Consider the following 16,546-nt stretch of genomic DNA (forward strand, 5'->3'; position numbering starts at 1 on the left):
GTAAAAATTATCTCGATTACTTCAGATTCTTGAAAAGATTTTTTCATCTTCAATACTCATATATTCAACCAATTCATTCAACCAACCTTCGGCCGATGTCCCTTCTGCTGTCGCAATACCATGACCACCAGTAGGATACAATCTATAAGAAACATCCACACTAATCCTTTGCAATGCTTGGTACATACGCTCTGCATTACTTGCTAGTACCAGTTGATCATCTTGACAGGCCCAAACAAAGGTTTTTGGAAAATCTGCTGTCACATTTTTTTCGATTGATAATTTTTCTCTGAGGATTTCATCATTTCCCGTTAAATTTATAAAACTATCTTCGTGATGTTCAGACAAAAAGCTGATGACAGGATAAGAAAGGCAAGTCATATCAGATTTAGCTGAAATATCTCGAAGATTTTCAGCTAACCCTGGAAACTCTTTGTCCAATTTTTTCTGGAGAGATTCTTCGATTTCTTTGTGATAACAACTTTCTGAAGCAACTAAATGTCCACCCGCCGAGAAGCCAATTGTCAACAGTTCACTCGTCACACCACGCTCTCTAGCCAGAAGTTTCAATCGTTTTATTGCTAAGGCTAAATCTTCTTGGGGGAGAGGATAACGGTTTGGCGAACACCGATAATTTAGAATTGCTACAGCATACTCTTTCTCTACTAAAATTTTAGCAGTGTGAATTCCTTCGTTTAACATAGAGACTGCACTATAGCCTCCGCCAGGGCAGATTAGAGCTAGTTTTCTCCCTGGTTTAAATGATTGTTTGATAAGTAAGAGCCCCACGCCATCACGCGCTCCATCTGATGCGGGAAAATAATCCTCTGGTGTCTCCTCAGACCAAACTTTGATAAACTCATAGTTTTCCGAATCTTGAGATAAGTTTATCAATTGATTTGCTCCTTCAATAACATCATCTGCTACATAGGGAACTCCCCAAGGCATTATCACTTGATGACGAACTTCCTTTAATGGTAAATGCCTCAATTCTTCGGGTACCAGTTCAAGAAAAAATACTGGCATCAAATATTCAAAATGTGACATTATGATATTATTCGCCAAAATGTCATTAACTGAATGTTCAAGTGTAAACATAACGCTTCCTCTCATTTTTGTTACTCAATAACGCAAGCTTACCTTCCCCCAAAAACCTGTCGCTTCCTGTCCTTCATATGAGAAGTCAAACGGTGGTTGCGGATAATTGGCTTGGTCTCTAACTGGCGTTGTTGCCACTTCAATGGCCATATGATGGTCTCCAGCGGAAAGTTGCTCTAGGTCAACTGCATATGGGGCTGTGATTACTCTACCTACTCTTACACCATCAATTTCCACAGTCACCACTTCGTGGACATGCTCCATTTCAAGGAGGACATTTTTGAGATCGTCTGTCCTAAAATCAAGCTCATACCTAATAATTCCAGCAAAATCAGGATAACAATCGGAAATTGGGCTTAATACTGATGTCTCGAACTCCTCTTCGACCGTCGGATATGTTTTTGCTTTCATTAGCTTAACTGTCCAGTCGCCAGTAAGTACTTGCTCAGTTGTTTTTGCTTGACGTTTTTCTTGATAACTTTGGTAAATAGGGTAAATTTCCTGATTAAAATTTTCTAGTAGAACTATTGCCTGTCCTGGTTCTAGATTGAGTGAAACGCAATAATCAGAACCAATTATTTGACCAGATACAGCGTACTTTTTATCAGCATAAACATCATAGGCTATCAATTCTTCACTACCTTTAAATGTAATATTTCCAGAAAAAACTGCTGTTGAAGATTCATTAAGGAGAGCAAAAATATTTCCATTTTTGTCGTAATGGTAAACCGTCAAGTCAGCAAATGGCTGTTCTAAGCTTACGCGAGATAACCCCTGCCTCTGGATACTTTCTCCAAGTCCTTCCAAATTTTGATAAGTAAAAAGATCTAACTTTTCATAAGAATGAGCCGTTACAGGAAGTACATTAAGCGGCTTGTCTCCTACTACTATTACTGGAAATGCTGGGTGTTGTTCCACGAAGTCCAATAGGGCTTGTGGCATATACTCAGCACTCGGAACAAGAAGCATTTTAAAAGCAATGCCGTTAATGACAAGAGCGTTGTCTTGGATAGTACCATTATAATCGGCAAGATTTGTCAACATATCAAGACTAACAATATCAAATTCGACTTGATGTTCAATTAGCTGACGACAGATTTTCTGCATCGGCATACGCTCTCCTGACCAGTCTAATTCTCCATCGTAGAGAACAGCTACAGAAGCCACATGTTGACCATCACTAAGTAAATCACACATCCGATTACCATATCTCATTAGATCTGCAAAGTAATCAAATTGACCATTATGACCTCGTGCATAGAAATGTGGTGGACAATCAGAATCTGGATAGTTAGCCATAGAAAAGGCATGAGGTACCAGTTCATTAACACCACGTACTAGCAGATGATCCAAGACGTATTTCATGTCCCTAACACCAAAATTCCAACCATAAGCACCAAATAGCTCACACATAGTACGCCCCTTTTTCTTAGGTTCTAAGTGACCACTTGAAGCACCAAGTTTACCTAGTATATAGTGGAAAAATTCACCATCCGAATCACTCATACCTCCATGAGTTTGCCTTCCAGCTCCATAAACAACTTGACCACCAATACAATCAATCCCTGCCATATGCTGACCACTGATTGCTCTGAAATAATGTGCCGCACCTAAACCTAAACGACTATGTACACTATTATCTTCAACAACATGACCAATATACTCCACACCATGCTCTTCACACCAATGTCCAATAGGTTGAGCAAAATTTTTAGCATAAAGTCTGGAAATAAAATCCATATAATCATATCGAACCTGAGGTTCTAAAATACGCTCTTTTGTGCTAGCAAAGAGATATACTAATTTTTCAGTAAAGCTATCACCATACGCTTCAACCAATAGTTTTTTTAGCTCTTCACTCCAAGGCAGAGACATCTTTTTATGACCAACTTTCGTATCAAAACATTGCTCAAAAATGTTACCAAATTGTGGTTCATCTGAGAAAAATCCTGCAATAGTAGTACCAAATTTCTCCTTAAATTTTCCAAAATGAGGCTCATAGACAGCTTCAATCTGAGTAGAGGCAGATATTTCGTCAATCATATTGATATAAGTGTCATCTCCACCATCAGTTCTTGTCTTATAGATCAAATGGACACGCCACGCACCTTCTGGTAGTTGAAACCTAATCACAGGATTATCTACTGTGTAGAGTTCTGTCAAATCAATCGTATCTTCATGAAAAATATTATCTTCGTCAAATCTGAGAGCAACAATGGCAACCACTTCATTATTTAATCGCTCATCGTAATCTACAGCATCTCCAATTTGCCAAAAACCAATACTTGGTTTTAACATACGATTAATATCCAAGGTCATCAGTCGGGATTTCCCAAAAACGTCAGCAGTCGAACAATTAATGTATTGCTTCTTACGGTCTGGGTATTTGTCCTTAATTAAGCCATTAGCAAAACCAGTTGGAAAGTGTTTATCATCCAAAATCCAGACTTTCATCTGACGTTTTTCAGCTTCTTCAAGTACAATCCCTAAATCACGCCACCAGTCTGGGCCACAATAATCATCATGAGGTCTTGCCTCAACACACACCGCCTTAATGCCACAATAGTTAATTCTATCCATTTCTTCGCGAATCACCTCGTCTGACTCGCCTCTCATCCATAAAAATGGGAAAATATGATTTTTCATGGGATACCCTTTTCTTAAATACTTATTTCTAAAATGTAATCTTCATAATTCTTTATTCACCATAAGCGAAAAATAATTGTTCATTGTCTTTTGTACCAAAACTATTTAACTGTGTAATAAAACTTGCTAAAACGTGCAGCATTGTCAGATTTGTCCCCATTAGCACTAGCAAACATGCCAATCATCGTTCCAGACATACAACCAACAATTTCAGGATTGATAATCCGGCCATCTGTCTTGCCAAGCAACTCCCATTCATTATCTACTTTATAATGGAAAGTATAGTCTTGACCAACCGCCTCAAATTTGATTTCTACTATATTATTTTTAAGATAAATACTAGCCAAAACCTTCTGACCTGTCTCAGATTCAAAACCTGGAAAATGTGGTGGTTTATTCATTTTCGTTGTCACTTGAACCAGTTCTAATACTTTTTGTCCATTATTTCGAACAAGCTGTACTTTAAACTGATGGTTACTAGCTTGCATTATGACAAGTCCTGCTACTTCTTTCCCTTTCGGTTCAAAAGTAAATGCTGTTTCTACAAGGGCGTTTGGCTCCTTCTGACGACATCCAATAAACCCCACAACTTGATTACACTCAGTGTTTTTTTCTTTATCAATTGTACGGCGAAGCCTTTCTGAAATACTGCGTTCCAGGCAATTTATCACAAGTTCATTGTTTTCAAATCGATAAACCTCTTCATATGGTGTTCCCCACAATACCATTTCATTAGGTAGAACTCCAGAAGTCATATCAAGATTAATCGTTTGGCTCAGCTTATAACCCGTTTCAACAACTCCTTCAATCTCATAAGAGGATTCTATTTTACCTGTCTCAGGACTAAGATAAGGCCATCCTCTTTCCCAAGAAATAGGACAAATAAAAGTTTCACGCCCTAAATTTTTATAATATCCATCAATAGTTCGCGATGCCAACAAGACTGCGTACCAATCTCCATTTGGTCCCTCTACAAAGTCAGCGTGTCCGACATTTGATATTTCAGATTTAAAACCAAGTTGTCGATGTGTCATTACTGGGTTTGCTGGATTTCCCTCATACCAACCATCAATAGTTTTGGATCTAGCAACTGAAACAGAGTGAAAATGTTCTGTTCCTCCTTCCGCAATCACTAAGTAATAATACCCATCTTTTTTATAAATATGTGGCGCCTCAGGTGAAGAAGCATCACGAAGTGCAGAGTCCCATATTGCTTTAGGATTCCCTGTCCTTTTCATATTTTTTAAATCAAAAGGTGCAATATAAATCCCTTTATCTTTTGAACCATCTGCTCGTTCAACAACTTTTCCAGTACCTATGATATACGCAGAACCATCATCATCAATAAAAAGTGATGCATCAATCCCTGGAATATCATCTAGCCAGATTGGTTCTGACCATCCTTTCATAGGGTCTTCAGTTGTCACAATAAAATTCCCTTTATCTGCAAAGTTGGCATTAATAACATAGAATGTTCCGTTATAATAACGAATTGTTGGTGCCATGACACCTCCAGTATAGCTATTAGCACGAACATAAAAATCGTTATCTACCGTTAGAGCATGCCCAATTAATTCCCAATTAGCTAAATCCTTGCTATGAAAAATTGGAATCCCTGGATAAAGTTCAAAACTAGAACAGACAAGATAATAATCCTCATCAACACGGCAGATACTAGGATCTGGATAAAAACCGGAAATAATAGGATTTGTAACAGTTACCATCTCAGACTCCTCCTCTTAAAATGATAAGTTTAACTCAAAGCTCTCACTATTCTCATTGCCATCAGTAACTGTAAAAATAAAGTCGCCATCCTCAAGGCAATACTGACCTTGATTGTTCCAAAAACCTAAGTCTTTCTTATCAACACGGAGCTCTACTGCCACTTTTTCCTTAGAGGCAACCGTAACTTTCTCAAAACCTTTAAGCTCTTTCACTGGACGAACAAGAGAACCAACCTTATCTGTCACATAGAGTTGTACCACTTCTTCGCCATCTCGGTCACTGATGTTACTAACATCAAGTATGATTTGAATACTCTCAGCTGTTTCTTTTAACACAACATTCCCAAATGCAAAGCGCGAGTAACTTAAACCATAGCCAAAATCATAAAGCGCCCCTGGCTCAATATCCATGTATTTAGACGTGAACTTGCTTCGGCCAGCTGGACGACCTGTATTGGGGTGATTATAATAAACTGGACACTGTCCTGATACTCTCGGAAATGAAACTGTTAGACGTGCGCTGGGATTATTGGCTCCCGAAAGTGTGCGCGCCACCGCATGACCCATTTGAATGCCCAAATGCCAAGCCTCAATTACTGCATCCACTTGACCAACTTCTTTTTCAATCGCCATTGGACGACCATTCATCAAAATGGCAACGGTTGGCTTATCGAGGTTCTCCAGAGCCGCAAAAAGTTTACTCTGTTCACCTGGCAATGAAATGTCTGCTCTTGACGTCGCTTCTCCAGACATGGAAACCAATTCACCTGCTACTAAAATAATCACATCACCATAGGCAAGGGCTTCTTGGAGTATTGCTTCATTAATTGGTGTCTCAAGACCTCCAACTTCAAAATAGCGGCTATTAGGAAATTCTTTCGTGATTCCTTCGACAAGAGAAACGCCATCTTTTTCTCGAAAACTAATCGCCCAAGCACCAGAAACTTCTGAAGCTTTATTAGCCAATTCCCCAATAATACTAATCTTAGTATCTATTGGAAGTGGAAGAAGGTCGTCTTTATTTTTTAACAAAACAATGGATTTCTCAGCAGCTTCTAAAGCGAGAGCTTTATTGTCTTCAGAAAGTTCATCTGATTCAGGAAGTTCGACATACGGATGGTCAAATAAACCCAACCACATTTTTACCCGTAGGATACGTTCAACAGCTTGATCAACGGTTTCAAGTGAAATCGTTCCAGACGCTAAAGAGCCTTTTAAAGTCTTCAAATAAATTTCCGTTCCCATATCCATGTCAAGACCTGCATAGAGCGCTTTAGCACCTGCTTCTGCCTCATCTGAAGCGATACCATGGGCGACACATTCACGAATCGCATTAGCATCACTAACTACAAATCCATCAAATCCAAATTCCTCACGTAATTTGTCTGTCAACATCTCACGATTAACCGTACAAGGTACACCGTTTAAATCATTGAAAGCTGCCATAACCGTTGTGGCACCGGCATCAATAGCTGCTCTAAACGGCGGGAGATAGACATTGCGCAGAAGGGACTCAGACATGGACACTGTATTGTAGTCACGACCTCCTTCACAAGCGCCATAGCCGACATAATGCTTCAAGCAAGCCGCAACATAGTTCAGGTGAGACGATTGGTCGTTTTGCAGACCTTCGATCTTTGCCTTGGCAAATTGTGATAAGAGATAAGGATCTTCCCCTCCACCTTCTGACACACGTCCCCAACGAGCATCTCGACTAATATCAAGCATTGGAGCAAAATGCCAATGAATGCCATCAGCTCGTGATTCTTTGGCAGCCATCTGAGCCGTCCGTCTCATTAAATCACGGTCAAAACTTCCTGCTTCTGCTAGCGCAATAGGAACGACGGTTTTATAGCCATGAATGACATCCAGCCCAATAATCAAAGGGATGCCAAGACGGCTCTCTTCAATGGCAATCTTTTGAAGACGGTTGGACGTTTCTGGGTCTTGAACCATAATAGATCCCACAAGTCCCTGCTTAATCTCTTCTTCATGGTAGTCTTTTTCACTGGTTGCCATGATCTTATGGAACTCATCTTGGGACAGACGCCCATCGGTCATCATTTCAATTAATTCACTAAAGGGGACATCAAAGCCACCAACGATAGAAACAGAGGCTTGATTAAGTTGAGCAATTTTCTCATCGAGAGTCATTTCTCTTATGAGAGATTGAATTTTCGTTTCTTGTTCAGCTGATAATTTCATCTTTCCTCATTTCTAAAAAGAGTTGCAGATATATTATTGCAACTACTTTTCTTATCACTATTGTTTTTCAGCAATCAATTTTTCATTTTCACGTCCTTTAGCATTTGTCATTGAAATCATTAAGAATGGAATAATTGCTAAAGCAAAGAATAATGCTGGACCAAAATTGATAACGGCATTCATACGTGTTAGTACCTCATTACTCATCTCACTATTAGCAACAAATCCAACTGCTGCAAGTATGACAATACCAATTGAACCACCAATAGCATTCCCAAGCTTAGTAGAAAATGAAATAACAGAGTAGATAACACCATCAAAACGAACACCTGTCTTCAACCAGCTATCATCAATAATCTCACCACATAATCCATAAGAGACAAGACCTCCAAGATTCGTGAAACCATATAAGAATCCGACAATAACACTTGCCATTACATTTCCCTGCTGACCAAAAATAAAGAATAGAACGCAACAAATCACTTGAGCTGCACTACTTAAAGCTCCACAAATCTTTTTGTCAACTCGAGAAAGTAAAAATGGTGCGTATAAGTTAACCAGTCCCATACCAAATTGTAGAGCTACTGCAAAATACCCCATTGCCATAGGATTTTTAAGCACATAGATGAATTGATAAGCCATAATCCCCAGACGTCCAAAAACTCCAGTCAAAAATAGGAACATAGCTGCAACTACACACATGGCATCACGATTAATTATAATAGTTCGAAAAGCTCCCCAAAGTCGTCGCATCGTATCACCAACTGTATGCGCTTTGCCATCTCCTCCAATAGCTTCTTTATTCGAGAACGCACAAATCCAAAAAGCTGGAATGCTTATGATTGAAAAAATTACTGCCGCCCAAAAATAACCATTCCCAGATGATGTTGATCCATTTCCAAAAAATAAAATCAGTGGCATCGTAACAGCGCTTATTAAAACTCCGGCTACTGATCCCATTGCTCCACGAAAAGCATTTAATTGTACACGTTCATCATTATTTGCAGTAATTGAATTAGCAAAACTACCTACAGATATATTTACTGCAGTATAAGCCATACCACATCCTACGTACGTAAAGGTACACCATACAATTTTCCAAAACATTGGAATATCAAGATTCAAGAATGTTAATGAACCAAAAAGTGCTAAGACGGGTGCTCCATATATGATATACGGTCTGAATCGTCCCCACTTTGATTCAGTAGTTTCAGCAATTGCCCCAAACATGGGATCATTAATCGCATCCCAAATACGAGCTCCTAACATAATGGCTGAGATAATTAATGGTGTCAGACCAACTACATCTGTATAAAATACAGTCAAATAAGATGAAATCATTGTCCAAGAAAGGGAGGAACCCAACTCACCACAACCATAACCAACTTTACGAAGAAAAGAAATTTTTCCTTGCTTCTCTGTGCATGTCACAGTATGTACTGCTACTTTTGTCATAGACAAACTCCTTTTAAGTTAATTTTTTTAATTATTTAAAATTCGTTTAAGCATTTTAATTTGTCGCTTGGTAAATTCAGTACCGCCACAATATAATTCATCTTCGTACTCACCAACAATGTAGCCATCAAAATCAGATTCTGCAATCACTGCTAAGATGTCATCATAAGGAATACTTGCTTCAACATTATTGTCATCCAAATAATGGAATTTACCATGAATCTCAAAACTATATGGTAAAATTGCTTTCAATTCATCAAGTAAAGCTGGTAACGAAGATTCTGGCCTAAATTGAACAAAACCATACATTCCTTGAAGTGCTGGAATAATAGCTGGACTAGCACCTTGTGCAAGTAACTTCTCTTGTGCTTCTTGAACTGATACACCGTCATAACGCATTTGAGCTGCAGCTTGTAAATGCTCTTTAGACACACCTGCTTTAAGAGCCCTATCCCAATGTGGCTTATTGGGTTTTGTCGCAAAACATCCTAAATCAGGAATAAAGCCTAGATAGGTTGAACCTGTGCGCTTGATAACTTCCAGATAACGTTTCATATTGTCAGATAGTGGTGTTTCTGGATTATGAATTTCAATGCCGACTTTAACATCATAAAGCTCTGCATAAGGTGCCAAACGTTCAAATGCTTCTGGAGATAACATCATCTGTGCACGCATCACTTTACATCCAAGTTTATGAGCTGTCTTAAGATCAATAATTGCATCAGCCAGCATCTCATCATCTGTCAGATTACGATCAGGGCGCTTGCCTTTATCATTATTTGCTCCATACCCAACAGGGCCAATACCATACTTAGCCTTTAGTTTTTGAATAAAACCAAGAAACTCATCCGTCACACCAGGATAGCCAACAAGCATCTGAGTCCCAACAATTTCATATCCAGTTGCTCCAGCAAGTGCAGCTTGTTTTACACATTCCTCAAAATCATATTGATAGCGAGCAAACTCAGTTCCATAGCAGAAGAGTGTCGCTCCAATTTTAATATTTTCTTTACTCATCCTTCTACTCCTTCACTTCAAAAACAATTGTATCACCAGAATCAAGTGGCATAAAAGTATGATTTGGACCGATTTCCATATAAGGTATACGTAACATTAAATCAAGTTTTACTTCATGTTTACCTGGTGCTAAACCGCCTGGTTTAATCACATGAATCGTCGCAGGATCAACCTGACTCCAAAATTCTGTATAACCTTCTTTGACCTTGTAAACAGGTAACTCTTTACCATTAAGTTCAAAGGTAATAGCTTCTTGTGGTATTTCCTCACCATCCACTGTGACTGACAAATGATCAATATCAGACAAATAGTGGCCACGATAGTAAGCTAATTGGATATTAAAGCTAAAACCTTGATTTTTTCCATTAATGTATTCTTCTTTATAAGAATTTTTTTTAATAATTTCCTCATTCAGAGGCATCCTCATTGCAAAAGCCATTTGCTTTTCCTTTCTTTTTTGAAAGCGCTTAAATTTCAGATGTTATATTAAGGCAAGCTTGTTTGCTTACCTTAATATAAACGAAATTCTAGAACTTAATTTCTTTATTTGCTTCAGCTGCTTGATAAATAGCATCCAAAATCTTTGTTACCACGAGAGCCTCTTCAGGTTTAACTAAAGGATCTGTATCATTTTGAACAGCTTCAAGCCATTGCTTCGCATCAATGGCTCCCTCTTCACCACCGCCGCCACCAAAGTAAGCAACACCACCAACTGGTGAAAGTGTTTCTTCCATCAATTGATTGTTACGACCACGGTTATAAATCAACTCATTTTTGCTATGACTCATACCTGAATGGATTTCAGCACCTGCTAATGTACCACAAAGTGTTGTTGATGCTTCACGTGATTCTAAAATATTGAGCGCCCACGATGCTTCAAGTGAAATAGTAGCACCGTTCTTCATTTTGACAAAACCTACAGCTGAATCTTCTACTTCAAACGTTTCTGGATCCCAAGCACCGAAGAGGTTTCCTTCCGTAGCTTGTTTCAAACCACCTAGTTTGTAGAAAACTGAGCCGTTTACACTATCAACATCATAGTTGTCCATACACCATAGAGTGATGTCAAGAGCATGTGTACCGATATCAATAAGTGGGCCACCACCTTGTTGAGATTTATCAGGAAAGACACCCCATGTTGGGACACCACGACGACGAACTGCGTGAGCTTTACCATAATAGATATCACCTAAATCACCTGCTGCACAAGCAGCATGGAGGTTTTGGACATCTGGACGGAAACGATTTTGGTAACCAACCGTAAATTTCTTGCCTGATTTTTTCCATGCCTCAACCATCTTTTCTGCTTCCACTGTGCTATGAGACATTGGTTTTTCACAATAGACATGTTTACCAGCTGCAAAAGCTGCAATAGCAATCTCACTATGAGACACATTCGGCGTACAGATATGTACCACATCAACATTTTCATCAGCAAGCAAATCATGATAATCTTTATAGACTTTTGATGTTTCTGAACCAAAATCTGCATTTGCTTTTTCAGCTCGTTCTACAATAATGTCACAAAAAGCAACCATTTCACCTAAATCTGTATTATTTTTAAGTGCTGGAAAATGTTTTTGGTTTGCAATACCGCCACATCCAATGATACCTATTCCAAGTTTAGTCATATTTATAGTTCTCCTTTTTATTTAATTTTCAAATTTTATTGCAATTCCTAATTCAGAAGATTCCCTTGCTGCTTCCATAACTGCAAGGACACGACGCACTTCAGAAATCTTAATTTTAGAGTCTGCTTTGCCATCAAGAACATCCGAAACATTACGATAGAAGTCTACCCAGTCCGTTTGCACTTCTGGTAATTGCTCAGTCACGATACCACCTGGCGGAACTGGGGCAAATTGTCTAGTTGGTCCTGCCTCAGTCTCTGTTATTTGTGGTGGGAGTTTTTCAAGTAATTTTCCTGTATGGTAAATTTCCCCATCACATCCAAAGGTATTAATAATCAAGGTTCCTTTATCACCACCAACAAGCCAACGTGGTTGATAATTCAAAATATAGGTTGATAATTCAATATGAGCAGTTACATCGTTATCAAATTTCAAAATTATTTTGAAATAATCATCAACTTCTTCATGAAGAACATTTTTAATATCAGCAAAAATTGTTTTCAATTTCGCAGTCGGCATCATAAACAAGATTTGATCAATAAGGTGTACTCCCCAATCATAAATCATCCCACCGCCATATTTTTGATAGATATGCCACTCATGCATGTAACCATTACCAGAATGTAATTTAGATTCAATTGTAAAAACATTCCCTAATTTGTTTTCATCAATTGCCTTCTTAGCAATCAACATATCTCTATCCCAGCGACGATTTTGGTGGGCGGTAAAGAAAACACCTGCTTCTTTACAAGCAGCCTCCATCTCATCCAATTCTTTAACGTTGAGCGCAGCTGGTTTTTCAGTGATAACATTTTTTCCAGCCTTCGCCGCTAGTAAACACATAGGATGATGCAGATGGTTGGGTACGGTCAAAATAACAGTGTTGACTTCAGGATTTTGTAAGAGTTCCTCAGCACTGTCATAGGCTGTAAAGCCTTTTTCACGAGCTTCTGCAACTTTTTCAGGAACAATATCACACACCGCTACAATCTCTACGCCAGCACGAGGCGCATTTTCTGCATGCCATTTTCCCATCCCACCATAGCCGATGATACCTAGTTTAATTTTCATAAGACTTCCTCTTTCTAAATCACAAAATTTCTGAGATAACGTGCGCTAAGTGTAATTGAGTTTTTCACATCTTCAAACGTTTTTTCAAAAGCTTTGTCTTCAACTTCAATTACTGTATAACCATCAAAGCCAATGTCCGTTAAAGCTGATACATATTTACCCCAATCAACGTCACCAAGACCCGGAAGTTTTGGACTCATGTACTGAAGCGGAGTCGCCATCACACCAACGTCTTTCAATTTATCAGGATAAACCTTGATGTCTTTATAGTGAACATGGAAAATCTTATCCTTGAACTCATAAAGCGGTGCGATGTAATCGATTTGTTGCCATACGAAGTGCGATGGGTCATAGTTAATACCTAGATTGTCAAATGGCAGTGCTTCAAAGACTTGACGCCAGATGGCTGGTGTTGTAAAGAGGTTTTGTCCTCCTGGCCATTCGTCTTCTGTGAAGAGCATTGGACAGTTTTCAATCGCCACTTTAACACCTTTTTCTTTAGCGTGAGTCAGAATTGGTGTCCAAACTTTTTTGGCTTCCTCAATATTAACTGAAACAGTTTTACTTGGCATACGTCCGATAAAAGTCGTTACCATATTCACACCCATCAGAGCTGACGCATCAATGACTTTGTACAAGTGATCAATCACTTCTTGACGTTTTTCTAAATCTTCATCAAGCGGATTTGGATAGTAAGCAAGTGATGAAATTTCCACCCCCTTACCAGTTGCATAAGCTTTGAGCTCTTCCGCTTTTTCTACGTTCAAATTTGCCACATCAATGTGGGACACTCCAGCGTAGCGGCGCGCAGCTTTTCCCTGTGGCCAGCATGCCACTTCTACACAGTTCAAACCATTTTCAGCAACGATATCAATCAATTCATAAAAATCTGAATCACCAAGAATCGCTGACACAAGTCCTAGTTTCATATCTTTTCCTCTTTCTTTAATCTTTTAACACGTTAATTATACAATTTCAAAACATAAAAAAATTATCCTTTATTGTCTAATTATCCATAAAATATCATCCTTTACACTTTCATACCTATCTCCCAAAAAGAAAAGGACAAGAAAATGATTAATTTCTTGTCCTTCTTACTATAGACGCTTCATTCTAATTAAAATAAATTCGTTAGCCTGTAACTCTCTTACTAGTGATACTTTGTTATTTACTGATTCAACATTAACAATATTTAAGTCTGGAGCTGAATTTATTCTGATAAATTCAATATCGTTTTGTGATAAATCTTGATAAAAACTTAATTGTTTCCATATATTGATTAAATTCCCTTTATTAGGAGAAATACTCCTTGTCTTAATTTTGTACACTCCTGTACTGATGTCAGATATTACAATATTCAATGTTTTATCCGTATCTTCAAAATATGAAGGAATTTCTGAAATATCTAGTTTGTCCTCATCTGTAGCATAGTATAAATCGGAAAATTCTTGTTTATTGTGACAGATAATCGCGTAATTGTCATTCAAATCAGTCGTAACAATATAGTCATCGCCTTTAGCAAGACAATAATCATATAGCTGATTTAAAAATGAGTAGGCATATCCAGATGGTTTAATAATATTTTCATTCGCAATCAACCCTAGACCACCAAAAATAAAATTACCTGAATCGTAGTACTCTGAATTTAAATCGCTTAGATAATGATAACTCAAAACACTTACATCATTCATGAAAACATTCTCTAAGATATAACAACCTTTAAAACAAGAGTCATTGATAAAATTCCTATCAGATATTGTTAAATTCCACTCAGTCACCCAAATAGGAATAGTTTCCATATCAAATTTTTCCAAGACAGCCTTTAGAGCCACAACATCTTCAAACACTCTCTTCCTATTTTTATCACGAATCGTATTCCCAAGTTCTGTATTGTTCTTATCCACAATATAATTGTAAGAACATAAGCTAATAAAATCTGGTTTTGTATCTTTATTTTTCCACAGTTTCCAAATTTTTTCATCTACGTGATAATATTCAGAATAGCCGGGGCCTCCTAATAGTATTTTATCAGAATAGTTCTTACAAACTTTATGAATCATAGAAAAGCACTCTATATAATCTTCAATTAAATAATTGTTCTTAAAATTTGAGTCTCCTATACATAGTTCGAATCGCCATTTTTCAATCGTAGATAGTCCATAACGTTTTACAACGTGTTTTAAAAATACATTTAATAACTTTGATAATGCTTGACTAGATGGATTATTTTTACCAATATCAATTTTAATCGTTTCTCCAATACGTTTCGAAATAATCTTGTTTCTTTCACCAAGTTCTATATGGGGAAAGAAATTGTGTTCTACTAAAAAATCAAAAACAGCATTAATCTTTGAAAAATTGTAAATCAGCTCCCCATCCACATTAGTTACTAACATTCCTTGAGTAAATATATTCCATATTCTAACATTCTTTACACCAAATTCTTGCATCATTAAAAGCAGTTGCTTCTGTAATCTGCTATTCAAGAGAGATTCAGCCTCCCCAATATTAATCATTATTTGAGAAAGCACATCTAATTTATCCACTTTAGATGCAGAACAATTAATAATTAATTGTTTATTTTGTTTACTCTCTTCGTTCTTAAGATAATTTTCAATGATTTCTTTATCTTTATCATCAAAAAAAGTTTCTACACCTTGTTCAATAGAAGTTCGTTTATCTCTAAACTCTTTCGGATTTTTTCCGTAAGTTTCTTCGAAGGCCTTTAAAAAAGACTGCTTATTTGGAAATCCAACTTCAAAAGCAATATTCGCCAAACTTTTTTTCGTATAAATAACTTCTTGATATGCTTTATCTAGTCTGTAATTTGTGATATATTGCTTAAAATTAAGACCAAATTCTTTTTTAAAATATTTTGATAAATACGTCGGAGAAAGAAAAAGATAATCCGCTAAGGACTGTAAACTGATAGGTTGGTTATAATTTAATTCAATATAATTTTTAATTTCATGAGTCCTATTATTATTTTCAATGTGATTCAGTGAAGAGTTATCTTGGTTCAGAAATAAAGTAAGTTTCTCTAAAATATTGTAACAATGAGATAAATAAGCAAAATCAACTTTACTACTATTAGCCTCAACATAATAGTAAAGCAACTCATTAATTGCACTCTTAACAGCTATATACGACGCATTCTCAAATTTATAATGGTTTTCAAAAAGGAAATTATCATCTCCGATAATATCTCTTACCAATTCATACTCTATATACACTCTCATCACATTCGATTCCTCAAGTGTTTCAATAATATGCTTTTGCATTGAGTTAAAGATAAAAAATTGTCCCTCATAAAGATATAGTATCTCACCACTTAAATCAATTTTTATATTTCCTCTGATTACAAATAATAATTCGATATCGCGATGATAATGCTCATTCTCATTCATACCTTCAAGTAATTTAATTCTAATTTTTTCACGTCTATTTTCTAACATATTTATAAATCATTCCTTTCGTTTCACTCAAGACTGAAAAGGTAACGCTTTTCTGTACAATTTTTATAAAGTGTTTTTTCGTTAAGCGATCACTCGCTTAGCCATGGGTGTTTGGTAATTGAGACTACCGTGTATGCGATGATAATTCCACCAGTGGACATAGTTCTTGGTTTTAAGGGTTAGTTCTTCAAGTGAATGAAAGGTTTCTTGATGAATAAACTCCAGTTTGAAGGAACGGTAGGTG

General features: G+C 37.2%; 12 protein-coding genes. All 12 read right to left on the reverse strand.

Annotated elements, in window-relative coordinates; genetic code table 11:
* Positions 1 to 21: 21 nt before the first annotated feature.
* A complete protein-coding gene (locus tag ACFORF_RS03680) occupies positions 22 to 1,098 on the reverse strand; it encodes an alpha/beta hydrolase (protein WP_380425596.1) in 1,077 nt (358 codons plus the stop codon).
* A 24-nt stretch (positions 1,099 to 1,122) separates the two neighbouring features.
* Positions 1,123 to 3,744, reverse strand: a complete 2,622-nt coding sequence (locus ACFORF_RS03685; RefSeq protein ID WP_380425598.1) for a glycosyl hydrolase — start codon at positions 3,742 to 3,744, stop codon at positions 1,123 to 1,125.
* Positions 3,745 to 3,845: 101 nt separating this feature from the next.
* Complete coding sequence (locus ACFORF_RS03690) at positions 3,846 to 5,468, reverse strand: glycoside hydrolase family 43 protein (RefSeq protein ID WP_380425599.1); 1,623 nt, start codon at positions 5,466 to 5,468, stop codon at positions 3,846 to 3,848.
* A 15-nt stretch (positions 5,469 to 5,483) separates the two neighbouring features.
* On the reverse strand, positions 5,484 to 7,673 hold the full coding sequence (locus tag ACFORF_RS03695; RefSeq protein WP_380425600.1) for a glycoside hydrolase family 3 N-terminal domain-containing protein: 2,190 nt from the start codon (positions 7,671 to 7,673) through the stop codon (positions 5,484 to 5,486).
* Between the two features lie 57 nt (positions 7,674 to 7,730).
* Positions 7,731 to 9,128 carry an MFS transporter gene (locus ACFORF_RS03700; protein WP_380425602.1) on the reverse strand — a complete coding sequence of 466 codons (1,398 nt, stop codon included), beginning with the start codon at positions 9,126 to 9,128 and terminating at the stop codon, positions 7,731 to 7,733.
* A gap of 27 nt (positions 9,129 to 9,155) precedes the next feature.
* A complete protein-coding gene (locus ACFORF_RS03705) occupies positions 9,156 to 10,145 on the reverse strand; it encodes a sugar phosphate isomerase/epimerase family protein (protein WP_380425603.1) in 990 nt (329 codons plus the stop codon).
* A 4-nt stretch (positions 10,146 to 10,149) separates the two neighbouring features.
* On the reverse strand, positions 10,150 to 10,584 hold the full coding sequence (locus ACFORF_RS03710; RefSeq protein WP_380425605.1) for a C-glycoside deglycosidase beta subunit domain-containing protein: 435 nt from the start codon (positions 10,582 to 10,584) through the stop codon (positions 10,150 to 10,152).
* An 88-nt stretch (positions 10,585 to 10,672) separates the two neighbouring features.
* Complete coding sequence (locus ACFORF_RS03715; protein ID WP_380425606.1) at positions 10,673 to 11,776, reverse strand: Gfo/Idh/MocA family protein; 1,104 nt, start codon at positions 11,774 to 11,776, stop codon at positions 10,673 to 10,675.
* 21 nt (positions 11,777 to 11,797) lie between these two features.
* Positions 11,798 to 12,847 carry a Gfo/Idh/MocA family protein gene (locus tag ACFORF_RS03720; RefSeq protein ID WP_380425608.1) on the reverse strand — a complete coding sequence of 350 codons (1,050 nt, stop codon included), beginning with the start codon at positions 12,845 to 12,847 and terminating at the stop codon, positions 11,798 to 11,800.
* A gap of 14 nt (positions 12,848 to 12,861) precedes the next feature.
* Positions 12,862 to 13,776 carry a sugar phosphate isomerase/epimerase family protein gene (locus tag ACFORF_RS03725; RefSeq protein WP_380425610.1) on the reverse strand — a complete coding sequence of 305 codons (915 nt, stop codon included), beginning with the start codon at positions 13,774 to 13,776 and terminating at the stop codon, positions 12,862 to 12,864.
* Positions 13,777 to 13,944: 168 nt separating this feature from the next.
* Positions 13,945 to 16,302, reverse strand: coding sequence for a GH39 family glycosyl hydrolase (locus tag ACFORF_RS03730; RefSeq protein ID WP_380425612.1), 2,358 nt, complete (start codon positions 16,300 to 16,302; stop codon positions 13,945 to 13,947).
* Between the two features lie 81 nt (positions 16,303 to 16,383).
* Positions 16,384 to 16,546: IS3 family transposase (locus ACFORF_RS03735; protein WP_380425691.1), on the reverse strand; the 163-nt coding region annotated here is incomplete at its 5' end.

This window comes from Streptococcus caprae (assembly GCF_042649745.1).
Taxonomy (GTDB): domain Bacteria; phylum Bacillota; class Bacilli; order Lactobacillales; family Streptococcaceae; genus Streptococcus; species Streptococcus caprae.

Coding starts and splice junctions, on each gene's coding strand:
- ACFORF_RS03695 (WP_380425600.1), bottom strand. CDS start 7,673: ATGAAATTATCAGCTGAACAAGAAACGAAAATTCAATCTCTCATAAGA.
- ACFORF_RS03710 (WP_380425605.1), bottom strand. CDS start 10,584: ATGGCTTTTGCAATGAGGATGCCTCTGAATGAGGAAATTATTAAAAAA.
- ACFORF_RS03680 (WP_380425596.1), bottom strand. CDS start 1,098: ATGTTTACACTTGAACATTCAGTTAATGACATTTTGGCGAATAATATC.
- ACFORF_RS03725 (WP_380425610.1), bottom strand. CDS start 13,776: ATGAAACTAGGACTTGTGTCAGCGATTCTTGGTGATTCAGATTTTTAT.
- ACFORF_RS03690 (WP_380425599.1), bottom strand. CDS start 5,468: ATGGTAACTGTTACAAATCCTATTATTTCCGGTTTTTATCCAGATCCT.
- ACFORF_RS03700 (WP_380425602.1), bottom strand. CDS start 9,128: ATGACAAAAGTAGCAGTACATACTGTGACATGCACAGAGAAGCAAGGA.
- ACFORF_RS03705 (WP_380425603.1), bottom strand. CDS start 10,145: ATGAGTAAAGAAAATATTAAAATTGGAGCGACACTCTTCTGCTATGGA.
- ACFORF_RS03730 (WP_380425612.1), bottom strand. CDS start 16,302: ATGTTAGAAAATAGACGTGAAAAAATTAGAATTAAATTACTTGAAGGT.
- ACFORF_RS03715 (WP_380425606.1), bottom strand. CDS start 11,776: ATGACTAAACTTGGAATAGGTATCATTGGATGTGGCGGTATTGCAAAC.
- ACFORF_RS03720 (WP_380425608.1), bottom strand. CDS start 12,847: ATGAAAATTAAACTAGGTATCATCGGCTATGGTGGGATGGGAAAATGG.
- ACFORF_RS03685 (WP_380425598.1), bottom strand. CDS start 3,744: ATGAAAAATCATATTTTCCCATTTTTATGGATGAGAGGCGAGTCAGAC.